This window comes from Vibrio sp. J502, assembly GCF_025397955.1.
GTDB lineage: Bacteria > Pseudomonadota > Gammaproteobacteria > Enterobacterales > Vibrionaceae > Vibrio > Vibrio anguillarum.
In genome coordinates this window covers 2418315-2443520 of sequence record NZ_CP104554.1, presented here as the reverse complement: position 1 = coordinate 2443520, position 25206 = coordinate 2418315, and the positions used below count along the sequence as shown (strand labels likewise).

At 46.4% G+C, this 25206-nt stretch carries 21 protein-coding genes; 20 read left to right on the top strand and 1 reads right to left on the bottom strand.

Going from position 1 to position 25206, the window contains the following annotated elements:
• Window positions 1–2: 2 nt before the first annotated feature.
• The 20 genes from N5E84_RS11235 to tldD all read left to right on the top strand — a co-directional run bounded on the left by N5E84_RS11235 (window position 3) and on the right by tldD (window position 23521).
• Window positions 3–842: an ExeA family protein gene (locus tag N5E84_RS11235; RefSeq protein ID WP_029388190.1), complete on the top strand. Its 840-nt coding sequence runs from the start codon at window positions 3–5 to the stop codon at window positions 840–842.
• Between the two features lie 2 nt (window positions 843–844).
• Complete coding sequence (locus N5E84_RS11230) at window positions 845–1990, top strand: tetratricopeptide repeat protein (RefSeq protein ID WP_069212138.1); 1146 nt, start codon at window positions 845–847, stop codon at window positions 1988–1990.
• Window positions 1980–3704: a GspE/PulE family protein gene (locus N5E84_RS11225; RefSeq protein ID WP_029388189.1), complete on the top strand. Its 1725-nt coding sequence runs from the start codon at window positions 1980–1982 to the stop codon at window positions 3702–3704. Before N5E84_RS11230 ends, N5E84_RS11225 begins: the two co-directional genes overlap by 11 nt.
• A gap of 12 nt (window positions 3705–3716) precedes the next feature.
• Window positions 3717–4934 (top strand): type II secretion system F family protein, encoded by a 1218-nt coding sequence (locus tag N5E84_RS11220; RefSeq protein ID WP_013857883.1) that lies wholly within the window; start codon window positions 3717–3719, stop codon window positions 4932–4934.
• 10 nt (window positions 4935–4944) lie between these two features.
• Window positions 4945–5406 (top strand): hypothetical protein, encoded by a 462-nt coding sequence (locus tag N5E84_RS11215; protein WP_019282030.1) that lies wholly within the window; start codon window positions 4945–4947, stop codon window positions 5404–5406.
• Between the two features lie 94 nt (window positions 5407–5500).
• Window positions 5501–6076, top strand: coding sequence for a prepilin-type N-terminal cleavage/methylation domain-containing protein (locus N5E84_RS11210; RefSeq protein WP_010320593.1), 576 nt, complete (start codon window positions 5501–5503; stop codon window positions 6074–6076).
• Between the two features lie 37 nt (window positions 6077–6113).
• Window positions 6114–6584 (top strand): type II secretion system protein, encoded by a 471-nt coding sequence (locus N5E84_RS11205; RefSeq protein WP_019282029.1) that lies wholly within the window; start codon window positions 6114–6116, stop codon window positions 6582–6584.
• A gap of 131 nt (window positions 6585–6715) precedes the next feature.
• Window positions 6716–7213, top strand: a complete 498-nt coding sequence (locus N5E84_RS11200; protein ID WP_019282028.1) for a prepilin-type N-terminal cleavage/methylation domain-containing protein — start codon at window positions 6716–6718, stop codon at window positions 7211–7213.
• Entirely contained in the window at window positions 7203–7760 is a 558-nt protein-coding gene (locus N5E84_RS11195; protein WP_029388188.1) for a prepilin-type N-terminal cleavage/methylation domain-containing protein, read from the top strand. The genes N5E84_RS11200 and N5E84_RS11195 overlap by 11 nt, the downstream gene beginning before the upstream one ends.
• On the top strand, window positions 7760–8530 hold the full coding sequence (locus tag N5E84_RS11190) for a PilW family protein (protein WP_019282026.1): 771 nt from the start codon (window positions 7760–7762) through the stop codon (window positions 8528–8530). The genes N5E84_RS11195 and N5E84_RS11190 overlap by 1 nt, the downstream gene beginning before the upstream one ends.
• Window positions 8502–8930 carry a hypothetical protein gene (locus N5E84_RS11185; RefSeq protein WP_019282025.1) on the top strand — a complete coding sequence of 143 codons (429 nt, stop codon included), beginning with the start codon at window positions 8502–8504 and terminating at the stop codon, window positions 8928–8930. The genes N5E84_RS11190 and N5E84_RS11185 overlap by 29 nt, the downstream gene beginning before the upstream one ends.
• A gap of 55 nt (window positions 8931–8985) precedes the next feature.
• Complete coding sequence (locus N5E84_RS11180; protein ID WP_019282024.1) at window positions 8986–12654, top strand: DUF6701 domain-containing protein; 3669 nt, start codon at window positions 8986–8988, stop codon at window positions 12652–12654.
• 170 nt (window positions 12655–12824) lie between these two features.
• Window positions 12825–13868, top strand: a complete 1044-nt coding sequence (locus N5E84_RS11175; protein WP_013857874.1) for a rod shape-determining protein — start codon at window positions 12825–12827, stop codon at window positions 13866–13868.
• A 51-nt stretch (window positions 13869–13919) separates the two neighbouring features.
• The gene (gene mreC, locus N5E84_RS11170; RefSeq protein WP_013857873.1) at window positions 13920–14807 is read left to right on the top strand and encodes a rod shape-determining protein MreC; all 888 of its coding nucleotides are present in this window, start codon (window positions 13920–13922) and stop codon (window positions 14805–14807) included.
• Window positions 14797–15285, top strand: coding sequence for a rod shape-determining protein MreD (gene mreD, locus N5E84_RS11165; protein ID WP_013857872.1), 489 nt, complete (start codon window positions 14797–14799; stop codon window positions 15283–15285). Before mreC ends, mreD begins: the two co-directional genes overlap by 11 nt.
• A complete protein-coding gene (locus N5E84_RS11160; RefSeq protein ID WP_026027832.1) occupies window positions 15282–15848 on the top strand; it encodes a Maf family protein in 567 nt (188 codons plus the stop codon). Before mreD ends, N5E84_RS11160 begins: the two co-directional genes overlap by 4 nt.
• A 22-nt stretch (window positions 15849–15870) precedes the next feature.
• Window positions 15871–17340: a ribonuclease G gene (gene rng, locus N5E84_RS11155; protein WP_017047090.1), complete on the top strand. Its 1470-nt coding sequence runs from the start codon at window positions 15871–15873 to the stop codon at window positions 17338–17340.
• Between the two features lie 10 nt (window positions 17341–17350).
• Entirely contained in the window at window positions 17351–21235 is a 3885-nt protein-coding gene (locus N5E84_RS11150) for a YhdP family protein (protein ID WP_069212139.1), read from the top strand.
• Window positions 21236–21245: 10 nt separating this feature from the next.
• On the top strand, window positions 21246–22079 hold the full coding sequence (locus N5E84_RS11145; protein ID WP_019282023.1) for a carbon-nitrogen hydrolase family protein: 834 nt from the start codon (window positions 21246–21248) through the stop codon (window positions 22077–22079).
• The gene (gene tldD / locus N5E84_RS11140; protein WP_069212140.1) at window positions 22076–23521 is read left to right on the top strand and encodes a metalloprotease TldD; all 1446 of its coding nucleotides are present in this window, start codon (window positions 22076–22078) and stop codon (window positions 23519–23521) included. The genes N5E84_RS11145 and tldD overlap by 4 nt, the downstream gene beginning before the upstream one ends.
• A gap of 117 nt (window positions 23522–23638) precedes the next feature.
• Here tldD and arcA read toward each other — a convergent pair whose 3' ends face one another.
• The gene (arcA, locus tag N5E84_RS11135; RefSeq protein ID WP_019282022.1) at window positions 23639–24859 is read right to left on the bottom strand and encodes an arginine deiminase; all 1221 of its coding nucleotides are present in this window, start codon (window positions 24857–24859) and stop codon (window positions 23639–23641) included.
• Between the last annotated feature and the right edge of the window lie 347 nt (window positions 24860–25206).

Here is a 25206-nt window from a genome sequence, read left to right as displayed (position 1 = left end):
TCATGTATCTTGAGCACTTTGGTTTTGAGCAACTGCCTTTTCATCTCACGCCTAATACATCACTGTTTTTAGGCTTAGCGCCACATTACGAGGCGATTCAGACAGTGAGTGCTGCCATTGATTTAGGCGAAGGGGTGATCAAGATAACCGGAGAAGTCGGAACCGGAAAAACCATGGTGTGTCGTATGTTGATCAATTATTTACATGATCATATTGCACTGATTTATTTACCCAACCCAGCGCTTAATGGTCGAGAACTTCGCCAAGCTGTCGCCAGCGAACTAGGCCTTAGTAAGCAAGATGATGCGGATATTGTTGATCGTATTCAGCAACAATTGATTGTGCTAAAGCAGCAGGGGAAACGAGTAGTCGCGATTGTTGATGAAGCACAAGCGTTACCAGACGATGCATTAGAAGTGCTGCGTTTATTCGGCAATTTAGAAACAGAATACACAAAGTTGTTGCAACTGGTGTTGATCGGCCAACCAGAGCTCGATGAGCGTTTAGCGCAGCACCATCTGCGCCAGTTTCGCCAACGAATTACTTTTAGCGCTTATCTGCGGCCGCTCTCTTTAGATGAAACAGTCGCTTATATCGAGAGCCGCTTGAGCAAAGCCGGAGGTGATGCGCAACTGTTTAATCTTGAACAGAAAAAAGCGTTGTGGCGAGCCAGTTATGGTACCCCTCGTTTGATTAACCAAGTGTGTCACAAAGCTCTGTTGCTGGCTTTTACGCAAAACGACAGCACAATTCGCAATCAGCACCTATTTACAGCGATTCACGATACGTTTGATACCTGTAAGCCTAAGTTTAAACGCCCTTTTATGTGGGGATGGAGTTAATCATGAGTGCGATGAACGATGCACTATCAAAACTGGCACAAGCGCAACGCCAATCAGTGGTGAACTTGCAACCAGCGCAAGTTGCGAAAGTAAAACGCAGCCGCGCTTGGTTGTGGATGGTAGCCGGGTTTGCTGCCAGCCTTGCGGTCGGTGGATGGGCGGTGTCACAGCAGCAAGCTATGGTTGACCAAGCTGCGGTTGACCAAACTATTGTCGGTCAAACTATGGTCAGTCAAACAGTGGTCAGTCAGACACTGGCCAATCAAGCGATAGTGAATGAACCTAAGAGCCTGTTGTTAGAGGTTGATGAGCGAAGCTCTTCGCCTGCGCTTGTTTCTCCGACCACCAAAATTGTTCCAGTTCATCGTCCCGTTTATCAAACTGCCGTTGTTGCAGTGGACAAAAAAACGTCAAATTTAGCAACGCCCACAGTGACGGTTAAACAGGATTCGGCCTTAGCCAATCAACAGCCGTTGTATTCTAACCGTGCGGTCGCGCTCGGTGCTGAAAGTGGCCAAAAAATCTCAAGTGTTTTGATTGAACAAGTGGATTTGACGCCAGAGCAACTGGCGGTAAAAGCAATGAGCCGCGCTGATAAAGCCGTGGACAGCAATGAGCTCAAAGAGGCACTGGATGCGTACAGTGAAGTGCTACGCTTTACTCCAGATAATGAACTCGCCCGTCAAAAATTATCCGCACTCTATTACGGCAAAGGTGATGCACGCAAAGCTTTTGAAATTTTACAAAGCGGTATAAAGCTCAATCATAATGGAGAAAGCTTGCGGATCGCGTTAGCTAAATTGCTGATTAAAGAGAAGCAGAGTGAAGCGGCGTTAACCCCGTTAGTTCATTTACCTGACAATGCTTCGATCGATTATCTCTCGCTAAGGGCAGCCTTGGCACAAAAAGCCAAGCAAGATGCACTCGCATTAGAAAGCTATCAACGCTTAGTCAAGCTTGATGCTGAGAACGCACGTTGGTGGTTAGGGCTTGCGATAGCACAAGAGCGTACGATGGATTTTCAGGCGGCCAAATATACCTACCAACAAGCGCTTGCGAAAGTTGGCCTCTCGAGTCAGTCGCAACTGTTTATTCGTGATCGCCTAGTCGTACTAAGCAGTTTAGAGGAGAGTGCGAGTGCAAATTAAGCTACGAAAACGCTTAGGTGATCTGCTGGTTGAAGAAGGGATCATCACTGAAAATCAAGTTGAACAAGCGCTCGCTGCGCAAAAACGCAGTGGACGTAAACTGGGTGACACACTGATCGAACTCGGCTTTTTGTCAGAGCAGCAGATGCTTAGCTTCTTATCGCAGCAACTTTCGCTGCCGCTGATCGATCTCAGCCGAGCCAATGTCGATATTGATGCAGTGCAGATCCTCCCGGAGGTACATGCACGCCGTTTACGCGCTTTAATCATTGGCAAAAATGGCGACACGCTGCGCATCGCAATGAGTGATCCGGCGGATCTGTTTGCTCAAGAATCTCTGCTCACTCAATTACCCCAATACAGTTTTGAATTTGTTATTGCTCCAGAAAAACAATTGGTTGAAGGGTTTGATCGTTACTATCGCCGCACCAAGGAAATTGCGTCCTTTGCCGAGCAGCTACAACTGGAACACCAAGGCAATACCGCCTTTGATTTCGATATCGGTGATGATGACAGTGATGAAGTGACCGTTGTTAAGCTCATCAACTCTCTATTTGAAGATGCGATTCAGGTCGGGGCGTCTGATATTCATATCGAACCTGATGCCAACGTATTGCGTTTGCGCCAGCGGATTGATGGGGTATTACACGAAACCCTACTCAATGAAACCAACATCGCTTCGGCTTTAGTGCTGCGTTTAAAATTGATGGCCAATCTTGATATCTCAGAAAAACGCCTCCCACAAGATGGCCGTTTTAATATCCGAGCCAAAGGCCAATCGGTCGATATTCGTATGTCGACCATGCCTGTACAATACGGTGAATCGGTGGTGATGCGTTTGCTCAACCAATCATCCGGAGTTCGTAAACTGGAAGAGTCAGGTATTCCTGATGATATTTTACAGCGTTTACGTCATCAACTTAAACGTCCACACGGCATGATCTTAGTAACCGGCCCAACTGGCTCAGGGAAAACGACGACGCTGTACGGCGCGTTATCAGAGCTCAATGTTCCCGGTAAAAAAATCATTACCGCAGAAGATCCGGTTGAGTACCGATTGCCACGCATCAGCCAAGTGCAAATCAACCCTAAAATTGACCTTGATTTCTCAACGGTGCTGAGAACCTTTTTGCGTCAAGACCCGGACATTATTCTAGTCGGGGAGATGCGCGATCAAGAAACCGTTGAAATTGGTTTGCGCGCGGCCTTAACCGGCCACTTAGTGTTGAGCACCTTACACACCAATGATGCGGTTGATAGCGCCTTGCGCATGATGGACATGGGCGCACCGGGCTATTTAGTGGCCAGCGCCGTGCGGGCGGTGGTTGCCCAACGTTTAGTGCGTAAAGTTTGCCCCGATTGTAAAGCGGTGGATGAGGTTGATGAAGCCCGTAGACAGTGGCTGACGGTGCGTTTCCCAAATCAAGTTGAAGCGGCTTTTACGCGTGGGCGTGGGTGCCAGAACTGCAATTTGACGGGGTACCGTGGGCGAATTGGGGTTTTTGAAATGCTAGAACTTGAACACGAGATGATGGATGCGCTGCGCGCCAACGATGCGGTTAGTTTTGCGCAAGCCGCTCGTCAGTCGAAGCAGTACAAACCGCTGCTAGCTTCGGCGATGGAGTTGGCGCTACAAGGGGTTGTCAGTTTAGATGAAGTGATGAGCTTAGGTGAAGGTGATTCATCCGGCATCATTCAAGCCATCTATCTATAGTTAAGGTTACTCATGCCAACGTATCGTTATCAGGGTCGAAATTTAGATGGTAGCAAAACCTCGGGGCATGTTGATGCCCCGACAGAAGAGCTCGCGGCGGAAGCGCTATTTAACAAAGGCGTGATTCCGACCTTAATTTCGTCAGACCAAGGGGCTGATTTTTCGATTGATTGGAAATCGCTGTTTACCCCAAGTGTGCCACTTGAGGTGTTGGTAATCTTCTGTCGTCAGCTTTACAGCTTGACCAAGGCGGGAGTGCCGCTGCTGCGCTCGATGAAAGGACTTATCCAAAATTGTGCCAATAAACAGCTTAAAGAAGCATTGGAAGCGGTTAGTAATGAGCTAACCAACGGGCGCAGTTTATCGAGCTCAATGCAGATGTACCCGAAAGTCTTTAGCCCGTTGTTTGTGTCGATGATCCACGTCGGTGAGAACACAGGGCGGCTTGATGAAGCCTTGTTACAATTGTCTCATTACTACGAGCAAGAAGTCGAAACTCGTAAACGGATTAAAACGGCGATGCGTTATCCGAGTTTTGTTATCAGCTTTATTTTGGTCGCGATGTTCATTCTCAACGTTAAAGTGATCCCACAATTTACTAGCATGTTTAGCCGTTTCGGGGTTGATTTACCGCTGCCAACTCGCATTTTAATTGGTATGTCAGATTTCTTTGTCAACTACTGGCCGATGATGATAGGCGTATTGCTTGGGTGTTTATTTGCTTTCAGAGCTTGGCTTAGCACAGCCGCAGGGCGTCAAAAGTGGGATAAGTTTCGCTTAAGAATGCCTATTGTCGGCGGCATAGTGAACCGAGCGCAATTGGCGCGTTTTTCTCGAACTTTTGCCTTGATGTTGAAAGCGGGGGTGCCGTTAAACCAATCGATAGCATTATCTGCCGAAGCGTTGGATAACAAATTTCTAGAATCTCGCCTGTTAGAAATGAAAGCTGCCATTGAAGCGGGAACAAGCGTATCCACCACCGCGGTAAACGCCAATATTTTTACGCCATTAGTTATTCAGATGATTTCGGTGGGTGAAGAGACAGGGCGCATTGATGAGTTGCTACTTGAAGTCGCGGACTTCTATGATAGAGAGGTGGATTACGATCTCAAAACCCTCACCGCGCGCATAGAGCCGATTTTATTGGTGATTGTTGCCGCTATGGTGTTGGTGCTGGCACTTGGCATCTTTTTGCCAATGTGGGGAATGCTCGACGCGATCAAAGGATAAAGGTTGTCAGATGAAAACGGCGATAGAGCGTTCTCAGTTCGTAATTTGGGGGTTGATTGTATTTGTTCTTTTGATGGCTTTGCTATCAGCATGGCAGTCGATAGAAAAAGAAGCCAATCAAACCGCATTAGCGATGGCGAGCAGTAAAATCGTAGAAAGTGCCAATTTTTATAAGCAAGATTGGTTATTAAAGGGGCTGCCCTCAACTTTAATCGCGAATGGTCGATTACTCAATATGAGTGCAACAGGCTGGGTATTACCATTGGCTGCGAATGAATCAAGTATAAATTGTCGTTATTGGTTAAGCCTGCTATACCCAGATGAACAACTGCTTGAGAGCAAAGTGATTTCAATTGAATCGGCCCATCAAGCGAACCTGTATCAATGTCGCTATGTTTACAGCCAAAAACAGGTGATAACCATTGAGCTTTTAAGGGATAAGTTTACAGTAAGCGTCGATTTTTCAGCATGAGTTTTCGACATAAGCAGTGAAATGGGCACTCGCTCGTAGCGATGCGAGAACAAATGCGTATAATACACGGTAATAACAAAGAGATAGGTAGAGCATGGATAACAAACAAACGGGCTTTTCCTTAGTTGAATTAGTCGTAGTGATTGTGGTTGTCGGCTTATTAGCCGTTGCAGCGCTACCCCGCTTTCTAGATGTCACCGATGAAGCGAAAAAAGCCAGCATCGAAGGGGTTGCCGGTGGTTTTGCTACAGGTGTTCTATCGGCGCGTGCTCAGTGGGAAGCTCAGGCAAGAACCTCTGTGACTTTGGGCTCGGAAAAACAAAACACCGTCAACTATGATGGTGTCAATTTCTGGCTGACTCGCTCTACAGCTAGCAGTGGCGCCGCGACCGGTTTTAGGGACGGTTATCCGTTGGCGCTCAATACCGATAATACCAGTTATCCAGCGGCGATTACGGATCAGTCATGTATTGATTTAATGGATAATTTGCTGCAAAACCCACCAAAAGTTGACACAGTCGCTAATGCAGCCAATAACGCTAATGTAAAATATTCAGCACAAGCCGATGACGGTCAAGCCACTTGCACTTATGTGCAAAAAGAGGGCGGAACCGCGCACCAGTTTGTGTATGAGATAAAAACTGGTCGTGTGACCGTCACTTTGCAGTAAGTCTGCGCATTGATTAAAACATAGAGAGAAAGTAACTATGAAAAGACAAAACGGTTTCACCCTAATCGAACTTGTGGTTGTGATTGTGATTCTCGGCATTCTCGCCGTCACCGCCGCACCACGTTTTTTGAATTTGCAAGGCGATGCGCGCCAAGCTTCTTTACAAGGGTTAAAAGGAGCTATGGATGGATCCGCCGGGATAGTTTATGGACGAGCTGCTATTGATGGGAATGAGTCTGTCTCACAAGGTAAAACAGTCACAATTGGAACTGACGCTGTGAAACTTGTTTGGGGTTACCCTGAAGCAAGTGTTGATGGTATTGGCAAAGCAGTTTCTGGATTGAGTGGTGATTGGAGCGTTGTCGCATCTTCACCAACAACATCGATTTCATATAGCTTTAAGAGTGGTGTAACAGGAGCAAATGCTAGTTCATGTTCTGTGACCTATGCAATTGATCCAGCGGTAAGTAACGCTCAACCTGCAATATCTGTCTCAAATTGTAATTAGATTTAATAAAGGCCAGCATTGCTGGCCTTTACTGCTAGTTATTTCTCACCTACAAAAGTCAGTAAAACTTAAGCCCACTACGGAAATTTCTTATATACTTTAAGCACTTGTTTTTTCGCTAGAGGTATAAAATGCAGCAACATTTAGCAGCACGGCGTGGTTTTACGTTGATCGAACTGGTCGTGGTAATTGTGCTGCTGGGCATTGTGGCTGTATATGCAGCAAGCCGTTATACCGGTATCTCCTCCTTTTCAAGCGTGACCACACAAAGCGAAGTGTTGGCCTCATTGCGTCTAACCCAAAACCGCGCTATGCAGCGCACTGGTTTTTGCAATCGCTGGTTAGTCAGCAATAATCAAGCGCAGCAAGTATCTCCTTCTGTTTCTGCTGGTGCCTGCACTACTTCACTGCTCAGTCCTGCAACCGACAGTAGTTTTGTTGACGCGGCTGCGAACGATATCACCCTGACGTTAACCAATAACGATGGCAGCTATTTTTTAGATTTTGATAGTTTAGGCCGCGCCACGCAGTGCTTAACGGCAAACTGCACCGTTACCTTAAATAATCTGCAATCGGGTGAATCTCGCCAAGTGTGCATCAATAGCGAGGGGTACATTTATGCGTGTTAACGCGCCGCGCGGGTTTACTCTCATTGAGATGATCATCGTTATCACGGTAACAGCAATAGCCATGACAGGCATTACAGCCGCGCTTTATCCTCGCTCGCAACAAAGCGCTGAACAGGTGCTAGCAGTAAAAGCCGCCGAGTTAGGTCGCGCGGTTATGGATGAAGTGATGGGCCGAGCCTTTGACGAAAACTCCGGCCCTAATGGTGGAGTGCCTGAGTGTGTATTAGTGACAGCATTAGGACGAGAAGTGTGTACATCTGTAGCGCTACTGGGTCCAGAACCTAGTGAAACCAATAATACGTTGTACAACGATGTGGATGATTTCCATGGCCTAACGGGATCGGTTAAAGACGTATTAGGCATTGATATCAGTGCTGATTACCAACGTTATAACGTTGAGATTCAAGTATTTTATGAGCAAGACAGTGGTGGGCAACTCAGCGGAGTGAACGCTAACCAACTGACCCACTATAAACGGGTTTCTGTGGTGATCATTGACCCGAAGGGCAATCGCTACCCGTTTGCGGCGATTAAGGGCAATTTCTGATGCGTGGTTTTACCCTGATTGAAATGGTGATTGCGATTATTCTGTTGTCGGTGGTCGGGCTATTTTTAGGCTCTGTGATCCGCCAAAGTATGGGTATTTATGTTGATACCACCGCCCGCGAAGCTTTGATCCAACAAGGGCGCTTTGTTACTGAGCGGCTGAGCCGAGAACTGCGTGAAGCGGTACCAAACAGCGTGATGGTAGAAAATGGTTGCATTGAGTTTTTGCCGATCACTGACAGCGCGATCTACAACGACCTGCCAACCGTGCAATCGCCTTCGGCTGCTGTGCGTTTATTGCCGATCGACAAAAAGGTACTCAATGGCGATCGTCTAGTCGTGTTCCTAACCAACGCCGCTTCGCTACGCCAAGCGCCAAGTGCCAGCGGGCAAACAGCGCAAGTAAACGGAGATGTTGATTTTACGCCACCCAACAACACAAGCATGGTCGATGTAGCCTTGACACAACCGACTGGGTTTGTAATTCAATCGCCAGCTAAGCGAGTCTATTTTTATCGCACGCCAGTGGCTTTTTGTTATCAGAACAGCCGTATTTATCGTTACGCGGATTACACGCTTAATCGCAGTGCGCTCAGCCCTGAACAGCTTGGCACTCCAGTATTGATGGCTGAAAACATAAGCCAAGCCAATTTTCACGTCACGCAGCCAGAGCTACAACGCAACGGCTTAGTGAAAATTGAACTGACATTTTCCGACCGCGGCGAGGAGGTAAAGTTTGACCATGATGCGCTTATCTACAACACGCCGTAAACAGCAAGGCAGCGGCTTAGTATTGGTCATCTTTATCATTGTGGTGGTCGGCTTTGTTGCATCGGTCGCTAACCGTAATCAACAGCGCAATAGCCAGCAATTGGTTTCGATGGTGTTAGGGACAAGAGCTGAAATGGCGGCGCGATCGGCGATCAACGTTGAACTGAGTCGTTTTTATCAAACGACAACCGACGGGAGTTGCCATACTAATTCAGTACAATCACTCACTTTTGAAGGTGAAGGATTAGCGCAATGTAGCGCACAGGTTAAATGTAATTTGGTGGGTACAATGGATGATGGCCGTACTGTTCATCAACTCTCGTCAACCGGGCGTTGTCAGTCTGGCGATTGGATGTTGCAGCGAGTCATCGAAGTGGGGGTGAAAAGTGATTCACTATAAATGGCTGATTAGCATACTGCTCAGCACAATACTATCTATCTCTGCTACAAGTGTAATGGCTTTCCAGCAGATTGATAATTCTATCTATTTTCCTCACGTTGCCCAAGGTCAGGGCAGTTGTGCAAGCTCTCCAAATCCTCAACTTATCCAATACGGATACTCACAGATTACGGGAACAGCGGGTGACCCACTGGCATTTTGTTCCATCAACAATATTTCTGAACGCCAAAATGCTCGTTGTGATGATCAGTTTTGCCAAGTTACAGGGGGAGGTGTGGCTTCCTTAAGTTTAAGCGGTGGGAATGCATTCAAAAATTCCAGTAATAATAATAACCAAATCAACTGGTGTTATAGTGGACAAAGCATAGTATTGAACCAATCAAATATAGGAAAACTACAACTATACGATAGCTGCACGCTTCAATTTTCAGGGTTGTCTGAATATAAAATAAAGTCTTTAGATATGGGCTCAAGCGCAACTCTTGTGTTGTCGTCCGGTGACTATTGGATTGAAACATTACAGCTAAACTCCAATGCAATTGTTGAAGTAGAAGGCGATGTTCGGCTATTTATAAAAAATAGTTCTAGCTGGAATAGTTCAGATATCAATATTTCTGGTGCGGGGAATTTAACGATCGTTGGATTTAATAATCTTTCTCTGAATGGTAATACACAAGTTAATGGTTATGTTTACATAGGTAACACTCTAGCTCTGAATAACTCTGCCACAATCAATGGCCGTACGACAAGCCGCCGATTAATGATGGAGGGGAATACTCAGATCAATCAAAATGAGCAGCAAGGCTATGCTTGTTTTGAGGATGATTTTAACCGCTCCTCGCTTGGTCAGAATTGGATCCCTTATACTAGTACTGGTAGCTTTACGCCGAGTTTGATTAGTAATCGCTTACGCTTAACTGAGGATCAGAATAACCAAGCAACCGCAGTGACTTATCAACGAATTTTCCCAGCGGCTGGCAACTTAGTTACTGTTGAGTTTGATTACTATGCGTGGGCGAATTTAACCGGTGATGGTGCTGATGGGGTGTCGATTATTTTTTCGGATGCCGAGATTATCCCTAGAACGGGTGGTTTTGGCGGCTCTCTAGGGTATGCACCCACCACAAGTTCCAATCCAATTAAGCCGGGTTTTGCTGGAGGTTGGCTTGGGGTTGGTTTGGATGAATGGGGAAATTATTCCAACCCAACAGAGGGAAGAGTCGGAGGGCCTGGTTTTCGTCGCCAAGCCGTTGCCATTCGAGGCTCTGAAGCCGCAAGTTATCGCTATCTAGTGGGAACTGCCGCTAATTTGAACCCCAAGCTGGATGTACGTCGTACTTGTCAATGGTGGGGCGGTAACTGTTCTTTTCCAGGGCCAGGTCCCGGGCATCGCTATTTCATCACCATCGATTCACGAAATAATAACGCGGTTTATGTTCGTGTGGATCGTCTGGTGAATGGCAATATGCAGACAGTTATCGATTGGTTTAATGTGCTATCGAATCCTAATCAAGGTGCGACACCTGAAGAGTTTTTACTTTCTCTTGCAGGCTCAACAGGGGCTTCTGTTAATAACCATGAGATTGAAAACTTTAAGGTTTGTGCCTTGAAGTCTCGTGACGTGGGGGAGCAGGTTGATCATTTTCGTTTTACTTTACCATCGTCAGATGGGCTAACTTGCAACGCCGCTGATGTACAAATACAAGCTTGTGCAAATAGCAGTTGTAGTGAGCTTTACCAACAGCCGATCACCGCGACTTTACTACCAAATTCATTGCCTTCTGCTGGCGGTGGATGGCAAGGTGGCTCCCAAGTTAATATGACGAATGGTATTGCTAATCTGAAGCTTCGTAAAAATAGTGCAGGGAATGTAACTGTGGGGGTTCAGAGCTCAGTACCTAGTGCGAAACCTTTTTCGACCAATCTTTGTCGATATGGTAGTGGGGGGTATTCTGCCCAAAATTGTACACTTAATTTCGTTGATAGTGGCTTCATTTTGGATGTGCCTAATTCCTATGCCAATCAATCGGTAACTGGGACCATTAAAGCGGTACGAAAAGATAACGCTTCACAACTGTGTTTGCCTAGTTTTAAAAATGTACAAAAACCCGTTTCCTTTTGGAGTGATTACTTGAGCCCTAATGGGGGGCAAGGTTTTAGAGCTTTATCGGTTGGTGTGAATAGTGTGGCGGTAGGGCCGTCATCCAATACTGCGGCGCCAGTGGTGCTCAATTTCAACCAAAATGGTGAGGCGAGTATTAACGTCTCCTATCGTGAGGCTGGCAGCCTGGCTTTGAATGCCCGTTTAACGGGAAGTGGTGATGAGCAGGATTTGCAACTAACAGGTCAAACGACTTTTATACGAGTTCCTCGTGCTTTAGTACTCAGCGCGACCAGTTATTATGGTGTTAGTGGAGCGTGTCCTAATGCCGATATTAGCTGTGATATTTTTGCTAGGGCGGATGAAAACTTTAATCTCAATATCAAAGCGGTTGCGGAGGCACCGATTGAGGATAATGATTTCACTAACAATTTAGTAGTGACAAATTATCAACAAGCAAACATTGAGCTTAAACATACTCTAATCGCACCAGCGACAGGCGTGCCCGGTGCTCTCGGTGAAGTTGAATATGATCACCAATTAGGTAGCTCGACGACTGTACAACAAAGAGTGAGTGAGGTTGGGGTGTTTGATTTCTCGCTGAACGCGCCAACGACGTATCTTGGACTCGATTTAGCGAGTGAGAATCTGCCGATTGCCGTTGCCTCAACGGGCCCGATAGGTCGTTTTATCCCAGCCTATTTTTCTCCTTCTTCGGTGGTGACCAGCTTACAGGCTGAGTGTGAGGTGACTTCTCCGAATGACGAATCGTTCAGTTATTTAGGACAACCGTTTGGATATAAAGACAATCCGGGTATTTACTTACACCCAAGATCCGCGTCAGGCAGTGAAACGATCAATTATTTCGACAGTGCTTGGTGGCGTTATGATCGGCAGTGGGACAACCGAATATATAATGATACTGTGAATAGTTTACCAATCAGCTTTGATAGCGATTTGACGAGTGTGAACCGAGTCAATGGCGTTGATTCTCGCGTTGAGCTTTTCGGGGAAGAGTTAATTTATCAAAAACCATCACAGCCGATAGTGCCTTTTAACAGCAATCTAGATCTTATCCTCTTAGCATCCGATCTTACAGATCTTGATGGGGTTTGCTACCGCGCAACGGCCAGTGATCCTTGCCTAGACTATACGATTACAGATATTGATGAAGAGATGAAACTGCGCTGGGGTAAGCTGGTAATCCACGACACTTATGGCCCAGAAACCAGCGGCTTGAGTCAGCCAGTCACGAGTGAATATTTCACTTCAAACGGGTTTGTTACCAATAACTTTGATCGTTGTACGTTATTACCTGCACTGGCGAATTTTACACTTACACCGACCGATTTGACTCTTGGATCGGCTGGTGCTCCTGAAGTCGATTCTACTTTAGTCAGTCAAACGCTCACTTTGGGTACCGCGAATATCAACTTTACGGCTCCGGGAGCGGGTCATCAAGGATTCATTGATACTTTGCTTGATCTCAATGCTCATGGGTTGCCTTGGTTGCGTCTCTACAATGATCAAAATAGCGCGTTTGAAAATGAAGTCTCAGGCCGAGTACAGTTTGGATTGTACCGAGGCAGCGACCGGGTAATCTGGTGGCGTGAAAAAAATTAACCGGATAATTCACACAAATTCATAGAGATTTTTCTACCTAAGTTAGGAATCTGTTAGAAATTGCGTGTTTCAGTCCATGTTTATGCGTCAACGCCTTGCTGTGATCGCAAGGCATTGGTACATTTAGTGCAATTTTCTATCTTCTAATTCTTGCAGGACGAGCGAAGAATATGTTCAAAAAACTGCGTGGCATGTTTTCCAACGATCTATCGATCGATTTAGGTACCGCCAATACTCTTATATACGTTAAAGGACAAGGTATTGTCCTCGACGAGCCTTCCGTTGTTGCTATTCGCCAAGATAAAGGTCGTGGTGGAAAAAGCGTTGCTGCTGTCGGTCATGCCGCTAAGCAGATGCTTGGTCGTACGCCGGGGAATATTTCTGCAATTCGTCCTATGAAAGACGGCGTGATTGCGGATTTCTACGTGACCGAAAAAATGTTGCAACACTTCATCAAGCAGGTGCATGACAACAGTGTACTCAAACCAAGCCCTCGCGTTCTTGTGTGTGTGCCTTGTGGCTCCACCCAAGTTGAACGCCGTGCGATTCGTGAATCAGCACTTGGTGCTGGCGCGCGTGAAGTGTATTTGATTGATGAGCCTATGGCGGCGGCCATCGGTGCTGGTCTGCGTGTTTCTGAACCAACGGGTTCAATGGTGGTCGATATCGGTGGCGGTACGACTGAAGTTGCCGTTATTTCCTTGAACGGTGTGGTTTACTCTTCCTCTGTGCGTATCGGCGGTGATCGTTTTGATGAAGCGATCATCAATTATGTGCGTCGTAACTACGGCAGCTTAATCGGTGAAGCGACCGCAGAGAAAATCAAACATGAAATTGGCTCGGCTTACCCCGGCGATGAAGTGATGGAGATTGAAGTTCGTGGTCGTAACCTTGCTGAAGGGGTCCCTCGTAGCTTTACTCTTAACTCCAATGAAATCTTAGAAGCACTGCAAGAACCGCTTTCCGGTATTGTTTCTGCGGTGATGGTTGCGCTTGAACAGTGTCCGCCAGAGCTTGCTTCTGATATCTCAGAAAATGGTATGGTATTAACCGGTGGTGGAGCGCTGCTCAAAGATATCGACCGCCTCTTGACCGAAGAAACGGGAATACCAGTCGTGGTTGCCGATAATCCTCTAACCTGTGTTGCCCTTGGTGGCGGTAAAGCGTTGGAAATGATCGATATGCACGGTGGCGACCTATTTAGCGAAGAATAATGGCTTTGGGAGCCGTAAAGCTCCCATCATGACATCTAGGATTTTTATAGAATGAAGCCAATATTTGGTCGAGGACCATCTCTTCAGCTACGTCTCTTTTTTGCCGTGATTTTATCAGCCAGTCTTATGCTGGCTGATAGTCGTTTAGGTGCTTTTTCCAACGTTCGTTTTTTTCTTAATAGCTTAGTGGCTCCCATTCAATACATGGCGGATTTACCGCGCAGCATGTTTGATGATCTGTATGAGCGATTCGCCACTCATCAAAAACTGATTGAATCGAATCAACGTTTAAAGCGAGAAGCGATCACCTTGAAAAGTGATTTGATCTTGTTTGATCAATACCGAGAAGAGAACCAACGGTTACGTAAATTGCTTGGATCTTCTTTTGTTCGTGATGAAAAGAAGGTTGTCACTGAGGTGATGGCGGTCGATACCTCACCTTATCGTCACCAAGTTGTGATTGATAAAGGGCGAACGGATGGCGTTTACGAAGGGCAACCCGTTATCAACGATAAAGGTATTGTTGGTCAAGTGACTTTTGTGGCGGCGCATAACAGCCGGGTGTTGTTGCTGACTGACACCAATAGTGCGATTCCAGTGCAAATTATTCGTAATGATATTCGAGTGATTGCTTCAGGGAATGGCCAGGTGGATCGTATTCAATTGGAACACATTCCCACCAGCACCGATATTGAAGTGGGTGACTTGCTCGTCACATCAGGTTTAGGGGGCGTATATCCTGAAGGTTATCCTGTCGCACACGTTTCGGTGGTCGACAAAGATACTCAGCGTGAATTTGCGTCGATCACCGCCGATCCCGTGGTGGATTTTGATCGTCTACGTTATTTGCTGTTGATCTGGCCTAACGAAGATAGGCAACAGAAAGTATTGCAAGTTACACCAGAGAAAATGTTAGAGGAAGCAACCGATGGCCAGTAGTGTCGTGAAAAGTAAATTGGTGATTGGTGCATCATTTCTCTTTGCTCTGGTTTTACAAACTATCCCTTGGCCGGGTGAGCTGGATCTACTGCGCCCATCGTGGTTACTGCTGGTGACATGCTATTGGGTTTTAGCGTTGCCGCATCGAGTCAACGTAGGGTCGGCTTTGATCCTTGGTTTGTTATGGGATCTGCTGCTTGGTTCAACATTGGGCATTCGTGGCATGATGATGGCCATTGTTGTCTACTTAGTGGCGATTAACTTCTTAGTGCTGCGTAATATGGCGTTATGGCAACAAGCCGTAATCATTGGCGTGTTATCTATGTTGCTTGAAGTGCTGATCTTTTGCGGCGAATATTTAATTCAAGATGTGACATTTAACCCGCTCTCACTATGGGTTGGTATGATCAATTGCATATTATGGCCTTGGATGTTCCTACTGCTTCGTCGTGTGCGACGCCACTGGCACCTTAGATGATGAATAAAAAAATTGTATTAGCTTCTGGCTCGCCAAGAAGACGAGAGTTACTGACTCAACTGGGTTATCAGTTTGATATTGTGGTGCCCAACGTTGAAGAATGCCGTAATGAGCATGAAGCCCCAGCAGTGTATGTTGAACGTTTATCACGTGATAAGGCACTGGCTGGTGTTGCTTTATCCAACCCTGCTTCGATAGTTATTGGGTCTGATACCATAGTCGTGCAAGGTGAAACAGTACTTGAAAAACCTGCTGATTTTGCTCAAGCACAACAGATGTTACGCAGCTTATCTGGTACAAAACATCAAGTGATGACGGCCGTAACCGTAGCAACACATGATCATTCTAAATCCGTCGTGGTAACGACGGATGTATGGTTTAAACCTTTGTCAGATGAAGAAATAGAACAATATTGGCAATCGGGTGAACCTTGCGATAAGGCTGGCAGTTATGGCATTCAAGGATTGGGTGGACGATTTGTAACGAAGATCGAAGGCAGCTATTACGCTGTTGTAGGATTACCATTATTCGAAACTGACCAGCTCTTGCACGAATTTATATAATTAAAAACATTGAGGTGTACTCATGAGTGCAGAGTTGCTACTAAACGTCACCCCGAGTGAAACTCGAGTGGCGATGATTGAAGGCGGAGTTCTTCAAGAGGTCCACATTGAGCGAGAAGCGAAACGCGGCATTGTGGGCAATATTTACAAAGGAAAAGTCAGCCGAGTTCTTCCAGGAATGCAGGCCGCCTTTGTCGATATTGGTTTAGACAAGGCCGCTTTTCTTCACGCTTCTGACATTGTTCCTCATACTGAATGTGTGGCTGAGAACGAAAAACAGCAGTTTCAAGTTCGTGATATTTCAGAGCTAGTTCGTCAAGGCCAAGATATCGTGGTGCAAGTGGTCAAAGATCCATTAGGCACTAAAGGCGCCCGTTTAACGACAGATATTACCCTACCTTCGCGCTATCTCGTTTTTATGCCCGGCGCAAGTCATGTTGGTGTCTCACAACGCATTGAAAGTGAATCAGAGCGTGATCGTCTCAAAAAAGTCGTGGCTCATTATTGTGATGAGCACGGTGGGTTCATTATTCGTACCGCCGCTGAAGGGGCTGATGAGAAAGAGCTTTCACAAGATGCCGCCTTTCTTAAACGGCTATGGCTGAAAGTGTTGGAGCGTCGAGTTAAATACAAAACACGCTCGACACTGTATGGCGAATTGGGTTTAGCTCAGCGTATTTTACGAGATTTTGTCGGCACCGATTTGACGCGGATTTTAGTCGATTCACGACTTGAATTTGAGAACCTCAAAGAGTTTACCTCAGAGTTTGTGCCTGAGTTAACCGATAAGCTTGAACTGTATGAAGGTGACAAGCCTATTTTTGATATGTACGACACCGAAAACGAGGTTCAGCGTTCTCTCGAGCGTAAAGTGGAGCTCAAGTCTGGTGGATACCTTATCATCGACCAAACCGAAGCCATGACCACAATTGATATCAATACTGGCGCGTTTGTTGGCCGTCGTAACCTCGAAGAAACCATTTTTAATACTAATGTGGAAGCGACCCAAGCCATTGCCCGTCAGTTACGTTTGCGCAACTTAGGGGGCATCATCATTATTGATTTTATCGATATGATGTCTGAAGAGCACCGTAAGCGAGTGCTCAACTCGTTAGATGCCGCTCTGGTTAAAGATCGCGTCAAAACGAATATTAATGGTTTTACGCAGTTAGGCTTGGTCGAGATGACGCGTAAGCGCACCCGTGAAAGTATTGAACACGTGTTATGTTCGAGTTGTCCAACCTGTGAAGGCCGCGGCAGTGTGAAAACCGTTGAAACCGTCTGTTTCGAAATCTTACGTGAAATCACGCGTGTCAACCGCGCTTACGATGCGGATAAATTTGTGGTTTACGCATCCCCTGCGGTGGCAGAAACCTTGCAAGGTGATGAGTCTCATGCCCTTGCTGAGTTGGAAGTGTTTATTGGAAAAGAAGTGCGTATCCAAGCGGAGCCACTTTATATCCAAGAACAATTTGACGTTGTGATGATGTAGTAGGGTTTTTGTGATCTCAACTTTTACGCGCCTTTGGCGAATAGTATTGTGGTTTATCGTTAGCGTGCTAGTGGTGTTGGCTGTTGCTGTCACCACCTTGCGTGTATTTTTGCCACAAATGAATCGTTTCCAAGGCGAAATACAAACCTTGATCAACCAAAATTCAGGTTTTGAATTTGAATTAAGTGAGGTCACTGGTTTTTGGCGTAATACTCACCCGTCAATTGCACTTAAGGGGCTAAAAGCAAAGCTACCTGATGGATCGCAAATTCACTTTTCTGCGCAACAAATCGATGTTGAATTTGACCTCATTCAGTCAATACTGCAAATGCAACCTGTGGTCGCGGATCTCAGTGTTCATCAACTCAAATTGGATATTCGCTCGGTAAACTGGCTTGAGCTACAGGCGGAAGATAACCAACAGAGCCGCACACAAGGCAATGTCATTGAGCGTTTAGACAACCTACTGTTGCGGCAATTGGATGATTTTGCGCTACTCGACTCGACGGTTTTCTATCAATCTGTCGCGGGGGAGATTCGCCAGTTAGATATTGAACGTCTTCGGTGGAAAAATAACGCTCAGCAACATAAAGCTGAAGGCGTGGTGAGCATCGCTGATACCAGTATTAACTCTCTGTTAGTGAGTGCTAACTTTGAAGATCATGGTTCACTACGCGATATTTCAGGTCGCTTCTATGTTAGCGCTGACAATATCAAAATAAACCCGTGGTTGACTCGTTATCTCAAAGACGAAACCGGCATTAAGAAAGGACAGGTGAGTTTTAATGCATGGCTGACCTTAGAACATAACCAACCCAAAGATGGCTATGTCGAACTAGAGCCCTCTGAACTGGTTTGGGGTGAAGAGCGTCAGCATGAATTGCTGTTAGAGTCGGGAATCATCAAACTGTTACCTATTGAACAAGGATGGCAAGTTAACGCTTACTCACTTCAGTTGCGCACGGATGACGAAGTGTGGCCTAAACTTGATGTCGCGTTTGAATGGCAACCGACGCAATGGCGTTTGAACTTATCTCAGTTGGACATAAAAACTTTGCTTCCCTTTGTGAAAATGATGCCCGATTCCAGCCAAACGAACGAGCTTTTGCAGCAATTGGATTTGGGGGGCACCTTAGAAGATATTCGGCTCAGCAAAGGAGATAGCCTGCAATCGCTTCGTTATTCTGCTGAACTCAGTGATGGCGCCATGGCACAATGGCAGTTATTGCCACAAGTACACCATCTCAAAGCCTCCATTGCAGGTAGCATGGAGAGTGCTCGCGCCAAAGTAACGCTGATTGATGACGTGTTACCTTATGGTGAGGTTTTCCAAGCACCATTGAATATTCGTCAAGGTGAAGCCGATGTGGTATGGCAAAAGCAAACTGATGGCTGGTCATTGTGGGCCAGTAAAGTGACAGCCGCGACACCTGATTTGCAAGTGCTCGGAGCATTTCGTCTCGATTTTCCTGAAAAACGCAGTCCTTTACTTTCGTTTTATGCGGAAGCTGATTTATACAATGCGGGTGAAACTTGGCGTTATTTGCCTACCTTGGCTTTAGGCCATGACTTGACGGATTATCTCTCCACTGCGATACAAGGCGGTAAAGCCAACACTGCTAAACTGCTTTGGTATGGTGAGCTTGGCGATTTTCCCTACCAACAAAACAATGGCGTATTCCAAGCTTGGGTTGGTTTAAAAGAGGCGAAATTTAGTTTTGATACGGCGTGGCCGCCGATCACCAATTTGCAACTCGATCTGCTGTTTGAAAACGATGCGATGTACCTTGATTCACACTCTGCGACCTTAATGGATGTCACTGCCCAGCGGATCACAGGGCGAATACCTGAGCTAGCCGAAGGTGGACACATCGAAATCGAAGCCAGTGCAACAGCCCAAGGCAATGCCGTACGCGACTATATGACCTCAACACCTTTAGTGGATTCGGTGGGAGCGGCGTTAACGGCGATCCAAGTCAGTGGCGAAGTGCAATCTGAATTTCAGCTTCGTATTCCTTTTGATAGTGAGCAGGAACCCCGAGCATGGGGTTGGGCGAATTTAAATAATAACCACGTGGAAATTGATGCACCGCCAATGGTGCTTGAGGGTGTCTCTGGCAAAATTGAATTTGATAATGACGTTGTGACGGCAGCCGGTTTGTCGGCGGATCTGCTGACTCAACCGATCGCGATTGATTTTAAAGGTGAAAATGCCAGCCAAGGTTATGCGGTGAATATTGATGTGGTGGGAGACTGGGATATTAAACCCCTGACGCCTTTTGTCGGTGAGCGCTGGCTAAACCGTTTAAAAGGGCATGCTCCTTGGCAAATGGGCGTTGATATTCAGCTCAATGATGTCGGTTTCACTTATCAAATCGACACCTTAGCCGATTTAAAAATGGTAGAAAGTGATTACCCTTACCCGCTAAAAAAAGCCTTCAACGTGGCAGGCAAGGCTCACTTGCAAGCATCGGGTAACCAAGAGTCGATCACCGCCCGCCTACAATTACCACAAGCGAAATACCAAGCTGAAATCGATATCACATCGAAAAAACCACGCCTGACGGCCACCAATCTCATAGTAGGGAGCGGCAATTTCAAAATCAGCCCAGTGGTTGGCCACCATGCGCAGATCCGCAGCGATACCTTTAATTTGGATGAATGGTTGAGTTTGGCCAATGAGCCTCAGCCGAAGAAAAAATCAGCTCTAGCGGAGATGAATACTCCCGAGATCCCACCACCAGAGAGAGTGGACATCAACGTCAAAGCACTTCTACTAGCGGGCATTGAGTGGCACGATGTTGATTTTAATGCCAGACGTAAAAATCTCGGTTGGTACGCACAGCTCGAGAGCCAAGAAGCAAAAGGCCAAGCGAGTTATATTGAACCTTATGATTTGTCCGTCTCGCTTGAACGTTTGCACGTTTACATTCCTGAGCTGGAGGACAGCTCCAAAAAATCACTGTTGGTTGATCAAGATCGCCAGTCTGAGCCGCTTATTACTGATTTTGACCGACAGTTTCATCGATTGGTGCCAAACTTAACTTTGGCCATTGATGATCTTTGGTTGCAGGGTTACAAGGTAGGCAAGATGAATATGGACTTCCAACGGCAAGGTGATACTTTGCAATGGAAGAAGATTGATATCAGTAGTGGTTCAAACCAAGTCAATATCAGTGGTGCTTGGACGTTGAATAAAGACGCACAAGGTGATGAGCGTAGCCATACCCAACTGAATCTCACCATGAAAGGTGACAATAATAGCGATTTGATGGAGCGCTTTGGCATCAGCTCCGGTATCCAAAGAGCGCCATTTGAAATGTCGAGTCAAACCGAATGGGATGGCGCGCCTTGGTCAATGAAGATCGACAGCTTAGAAGGCAAGATAGAGACTACTATGGGTAAAGGGGTAGTTTCTGATGTCAGCGGTGCCGCTCGTTTACTCGGATTATTCAGTTTAGATTCCATTATCCGTAAAATGCAGCTCGATTTTAGTGACGTGTTTGATAAAGGAATGGCCTTTAACTCAATTACAGGCAGTGGTGAAATTTCGCAAGGGATTTTTGTTACCAACAACATCAAAATGGATGCTGTTGCCGGTGAAATGACCATTAAAGGCTTAGCGGATCTCAATAGCCGTACTGTTGATGCTGAGGTGAATTTTGTACCAGACATCACATCAGGAATTCCCGTCTTGACGGCTTTTGCGGTGACGCCGCAAACAGCGCTGTATGTCCTAGCTATTACGACCGTGATTGCACCTGTGGTTGAGGTCTTTACCCAAGTCAATTATGAGGTTAAAGGACCAATTAATTCACCGGTTGTTAAAGAGCTTTCGCGTAGTCGAGGCGAGTTTAAATTGCCAGAAAAACTGAGAAAGCTGACTGAAAAATAAGGAAGAAAGCATGGATCGCGTTGGACTTATTCAAATGACGTCAAGCTCTGAACCTGCGCAGAATTTGGCTTATATCGAACAGCAAGTGTCACTACTTGTGGCGCAAGGTGCGAAGTGGATTGTCACGCCGGAAAATGCACTGGTGTTTGGTACGCGGCAACAGTACCACCAACATGCCGAGCCATTGGGACAAGGTCCTTTTCAGAGCCAATTGGCTGCTATGGCTCGCTTTCATCGGGTGTGGCTGTTGGTGGGCAGCATGCCTATCCGTCGTGAGGTCGGGGTAACGACCACCTCCTTGCTGTTTGACGCCAGTGGCGATCTTGTCGCGCACTACGACAAGCTACACATGTTTGATGTCGATGTCGCTGACGGCCACCAGCGCTATCGAGAATCGGAAACTTTTACCTGCGGCACAAAGCTGAGTGTTGCGTCGACGCCATTTGGTCAAATTGGCCTTTCCATCTGCTATGATGTGCGCTTTCCGCACCTCTATTCCCAATTAAGAGTACAGGGTGCTCAGATATTAGTGGTTCCTGCGGCCTTTACGGCGGTGACCGGAAAGGCACATTGGGAAGTCTTGTTAAGAGCCCGAGCGATAGAGAATCAGTGTTGGGTTGTTGCGGTTGGGCAAACTGGGCTTCATCCATGTGGGCGCGAGACATGGGGTCATTCGATGGTCATCAGCCCGTGGGGTGAGGTTATTGCAAGCTTAAACCAGCAAGTGGGGAATTTAGTCGCCGATATTGACTTGGCTTACGTTGAGCAAGTTCGACAAAAAATGCCCATTGCTGCACACACCCGATTCACCAATCAGTTTATAGATAATAAGAGCACACTATGAGTATTAACCGCATTGAAGATGCACTATTAAAACCTGCAGGATTAACCGAGCAAGATATTGCGGATACACTAGCGACAATTGCCACTCGTCAAATTGATTATGCCGATATCTATTTTCAGTCGAGCTGGCATGAATCTTTAGTGCTCGAAGACAGCATTATTAAAGACGGCTCATTTAATATCGATTGCGGTGTTGGTGTGCGCGCCATCACTGGTGAAAAAACGGGTTTTGCTTATTCAGATCAAATCCAATTAGAAGGTTTGAAACAGAGTGCAATAGCCGCACGAGGCATTGCGCAGCAAGGTAAAAGTGGTTGTGTTCAAGCCTTTAAACGTAGCGATAATCAAGCCTATTATGCGGCGGATAACCCACTAGCCAGTTGGGAAAAAAAGCAAAAAACAGAATTACTGCAAGAGCTGGATGCTTACATTCGTACCAAAGAGCCTTTGATCCAAGAAGTCTCGGTGAGCTTAAGTGGTGTGCATGAACAGATGTTAGTTGCTGCAACCGATGGGACTTACGCAGGCGATATCCGCCCGTTGGTCCGTTTGTCGATCAGCGTGTTAGCACAAAAAGGTGATCGCCGCGAGCGAGGCAGCTCTGGCGGTGGTGGTCGTTTTGGTTATGACTTTTTCCTCACAGAACAAGATGGCTGTAAAGTTGCGTTTCAGTTTGCCGATGAAGCTATCCGACAAGCCTTAGTCAACCTTGAAGCTGTCGCAGCTCCTGCTGGCGCGATGCCTGTTGTGCTCGGTTCTGGTTGGCCGGGTGTCTTGCTTCACGAAGCGGTAGGGCATGGCTTAGAAGGTGATTTTAACCGCAAAGGATCTTCTGTTTTCTCCGGTAAAATTGGCCAGAAAGTAACCTCAACGCTTTGTACGATTGTTGACGATGGCACGTTGAAAGATCTGCGTGGCTCGCTCAATGTCGACGATGAAGGTGTCAATGGTCAATACAACACCTTAATTGAAAATGGCGTGTTGAAAGGCTACATACAAGACAAACTCAACGCACGTTTGATGGGGGTGAACCCTACGGGTAATGGGCGTCGTGAATCGTACGCACATTTACCGATGCCGCGCATGACCAACACTTACATGTTGCCGGGTGAACATACGCCAGAAGAGATCATTTCAACAGTGAAGAAAGGCGTTTATGCGCCCAACTTTGGCGGTGGCCAAGTGGATATCACCTCGGGTAAATTTGTGTTCTCTGCCTCTGAAGCCTATATGATTGAAAACGGCAAAATTACTTATCCAATCAAAGGTGCAACCTTGATCGGTTCTGGCATTGAGGCAATGCAACAAGTCTCGATGGTGGGTAACGATTTGAGCCTTGATCGCGGCGTTGGAGTGTGCGGTAAAGCAGGACAAAGTGTGCCTGTTGGAGTAGGGCAGCCTACGCTTAAGCTAGATTCGCTCACTGTTGGTGGCACCGAATAACGTTGTTACTCGCTCAGAGCTGACGTGGTTTGTATCGCGCAGCGTAAGCAAATAAAAAGCGGCGTTTTGATGCGCCGCTTTTTTATCTCTTTTATTCACTGCGTTGAATTGAGAAGGTTAAATATCATCTCGCTCGATCGGGCAGCTCATGCAGCGCGCGCCGCCTCGGCCTCGGCCGAGTTCATTGCCGGGGATGGTTAATACTTTGATGCCCGCCTTATCGTATTTCTCGTTAGTGTAGACATTGCGCTCGTAGCCAATCACAACTCCGGGTTTAACCGTTAGCACGTTGTTGGCGTCATTCCATTGCTCGCGCTCAGCCTCATAGCTATCACCACCAGTGGTGATGATTTTGAGTTTGTCCAAACCTAACGCGCGTTCAATCGCATTAACATAACTTGGCATTGAATCGACGTTCATCCCGCCATCGCCTTTTGGCGTTAAACGCCATGTTTCTAAATCATGACGCATAATTTCGGGGTAAACAGAAAAGGTGTCGACATCCATATGTGTCATCACCGTATCTAAATGCATACAAGAGCGGTGTTTAGGCAGGTTAACGGCAATCACCTCTTTGGCCTGCCCATGTTTAAATAAACTCGCAGCAAAATTTTCTACCCCTTGCACAGTCGTGCGTTCGGAAATACCAATCAACACTGCACCTTTACCGATCACCAGTACGTCGCCCCCTTCAATATTGGCATTATCGTAGTGCAGATCTTCATCACCGAAATACTTGATAAAATTCTCTCCTGCAAATACAGGATGCCAACGATAAATGGCGCGTAAATGGTTGGTTTCACGTTGGCGTGCTGGTTTCATCATCGGATTAAGCGATACGCCGCCATATACCCAGCAAGAGGTATCGCGGGTAAAGAGATGATTAGGCAACGGTTCAATCACAAAATCTAACGGACGATGCATTTTAGGTAGCATCGAAGAGGAGTGGATGGGCAGTTCGGAATAAGCAAGACCACCGAGTAGCAGAGTGGCGAGGTGTTCGTTATTCATGTCAGCTAAATAGCAGCGCAGATCGCGCGCCAAAGTGGGACCATAGCGAAAATCAGAAATTTGCGTATCGAGCAACCACGCTTTGGCATCGGCAACGGCTAAGGTTTCGACTAAGAGATCATGCAGCAACAGCACTTCCACATTTTGATCCTTCAACGTGTTGGCAAAGGCATCATGCTCTTTTCCTGCATCTTCTACGGCAAGCACATCATCAAATAACAGTTCATGACAGTTCGACGGTGTAAGATGAGTTAAGGCACGCTCTGGCCGATTGAGTAATACTCGGCGCAGTTGCCCAACTTCAGATCCAACGTACAGCTTATTCATTTTGTATCCCTACTCTTATTTCTCATGTTCTTTATGACAAGCTTAAGCGAACGATGCAAGTCTACTTAGTGGTGGTATTAGCTGTTATTTTGTGAACTTATAGTTGTGTATGCTTTAAAGTGTGCGCTTATTAAAAAATAACTCCAAAACTAGCCAAATAAGCCTAATAACGACAAAGTGCTTTGTTATGCGTTTTTGGCTCAGAGGAGGGTGAATTAAGCATGAAGAATAAGTGATTTTCTATGCGGTTATTTACATAAAAAGTGCATAATGCGGGCAGGTTTAGCCAAAGCGACCTTTTTCGCTATGCATGAATGTTTGATAAACAGGCAGTTTAATGCGGTGAA

Excerpts from the sequence above, each read along its gene's own strand:
- N5E84_RS11220 (WP_013857883.1), top strand. The coding sequence starts at position 3,717 with ATGCCAACGTATCGTTATCAGGGTCGAAATTTAGATGGTAGCAAAACC.
- tldD (WP_069212140.1), top strand. The coding sequence starts at position 22,076 with ATGAGTATTAACCGCATTGAAGATGCACTATTAAAACCTGCAGGATTA.
- N5E84_RS11205 (WP_019282029.1), top strand. The coding sequence starts at position 6,114 with ATGAAAAGACAAAACGGTTTCACCCTAATCGAACTTGTGGTTGTGATT.
- N5E84_RS11200 (WP_019282028.1), top strand. The coding sequence starts at position 6,716 with ATGCAGCAACATTTAGCAGCACGGCGTGGTTTTACGTTGATCGAACTG.
- N5E84_RS11230 (WP_069212138.1), top strand. The coding sequence starts at position 845 with ATGAGTGCGATGAACGATGCACTATCAAAACTGGCACAAGCGCAACGC.
- N5E84_RS11185 (WP_019282025.1), top strand. The coding sequence starts at position 8,502 with ATGATGCGCTTATCTACAACACGCCGTAAACAGCAAGGCAGCGGCTTA.
- N5E84_RS11190 (WP_019282026.1), top strand. The coding sequence starts at position 7,760 with ATGCGTGGTTTTACCCTGATTGAAATGGTGATTGCGATTATTCTGTTG.
- mreD (WP_013857872.1), top strand. The coding sequence starts at position 14,797 with ATGGCCAGTAGTGTCGTGAAAAGTAAATTGGTGATTGGTGCATCATTT.
- N5E84_RS11210 (WP_010320593.1), top strand. The coding sequence starts at position 5,501 with ATGGATAACAAACAAACGGGCTTTTCCTTAGTTGAATTAGTCGTAGTG.
- N5E84_RS11145 (WP_019282023.1), top strand. The coding sequence starts at position 21,246 with ATGGATCGCGTTGGACTTATTCAAATGACGTCAAGCTCTGAACCTGCG.
- mreC (WP_013857873.1), top strand. The coding sequence starts at position 13,920 with ATGAAGCCAATATTTGGTCGAGGACCATCTCTTCAGCTACGTCTCTTT.
- N5E84_RS11180 (WP_019282024.1), top strand. The coding sequence starts at position 8,986 with ATGGCTTTCCAGCAGATTGATAATTCTATCTATTTTCCTCACGTTGCC.
- N5E84_RS11160 (WP_026027832.1), top strand. The coding sequence starts at position 15,282 with ATGATGAATAAAAAAATTGTATTAGCTTCTGGCTCGCCAAGAAGACGA.
- N5E84_RS11215 (WP_019282030.1), top strand. The coding sequence starts at position 4,945 with ATGAAAACGGCGATAGAGCGTTCTCAGTTCGTAATTTGGGGGTTGATT.
- N5E84_RS11175 (WP_013857874.1), top strand. The coding sequence starts at position 12,825 with ATGTTCAAAAAACTGCGTGGCATGTTTTCCAACGATCTATCGATCGAT.
- N5E84_RS11235 (WP_029388190.1), top strand. The coding sequence starts at position 3 with ATGTATCTTGAGCACTTTGGTTTTGAGCAACTGCCTTTTCATCTCACG.
- rng (WP_017047090.1), top strand. The coding sequence starts at position 15,871 with ATGAGTGCAGAGTTGCTACTAAACGTCACCCCGAGTGAAACTCGAGTG.
- arcA (WP_019282022.1), bottom strand. The coding sequence starts at position 24,859 with ATGAATAAGCTGTACGTTGGATCTGAAGTTGGGCAACTGCGCCGAGTA.
- N5E84_RS11195 (WP_029388188.1), top strand. The coding sequence starts at position 7,203 with ATGCGTGTTAACGCGCCGCGCGGGTTTACTCTCATTGAGATGATCATC.